The organism is Vibrio sp. 1078-1 (assembly GCF_033340475.1).
Map to the genome: position 1 here is coordinate 1 of NZ_JAWOWM010000951.1, position 510 is coordinate 510.

1 pseudogene is annotated in these 510 nt (G+C 41.2%); it reads right to left on the reverse strand.

Annotated elements, in window-relative coordinates:
* Positions 1-344: pseudogene (locus R7190_RS31045) on the reverse strand (hypothetical protein); the annotation flags it as partial.
* Positions 345-510: the final 166 nt, after the last annotated feature.

Here is a 510-nt window from a genome sequence, read left to right on the forward strand (position 1 = left end):
TGTTCTAGCTGAACACAATAGTGCTGGATGATAGAGCAGTGAAAGTGGTACTTGTAACTGTCGTTGTTAGCGATAAGGTTCGGTAAGGAGCAAAATAAAAAGTAAACCTGAGCAGCCAACTCTTTGGCTTGCTTTCGCTCGCTTGTATGTGTTTTGGTAACGGCGTCTAATTGTTCTGCAAGGCCAAGCTCACCCTTTAAAATAGTGAAGTGAACGTTGTAGATTTGTGACTCGCGATAATAAAGAGAAATGTCAGACAGCGATTGGCCTATAACGATTTCTATAAGCAAACGGTCTTGTGTCCTAAGAGTGATTTTCGACCCCAAAATATCGGTATGAGCCAATTGTTCACCGAACAATCTGAGGAGTCTTTCATGCCAACTCTGAACCGAAATCGATGACTGAATAAATAAATCGATATCGGAGTGCTTTGTTAACTGATTAGCCCCTAAGCTTCCGTAAAGTAGAGCTGTAGGTACGCTTGTATCTGTGCTCAATACTTTATAAAGT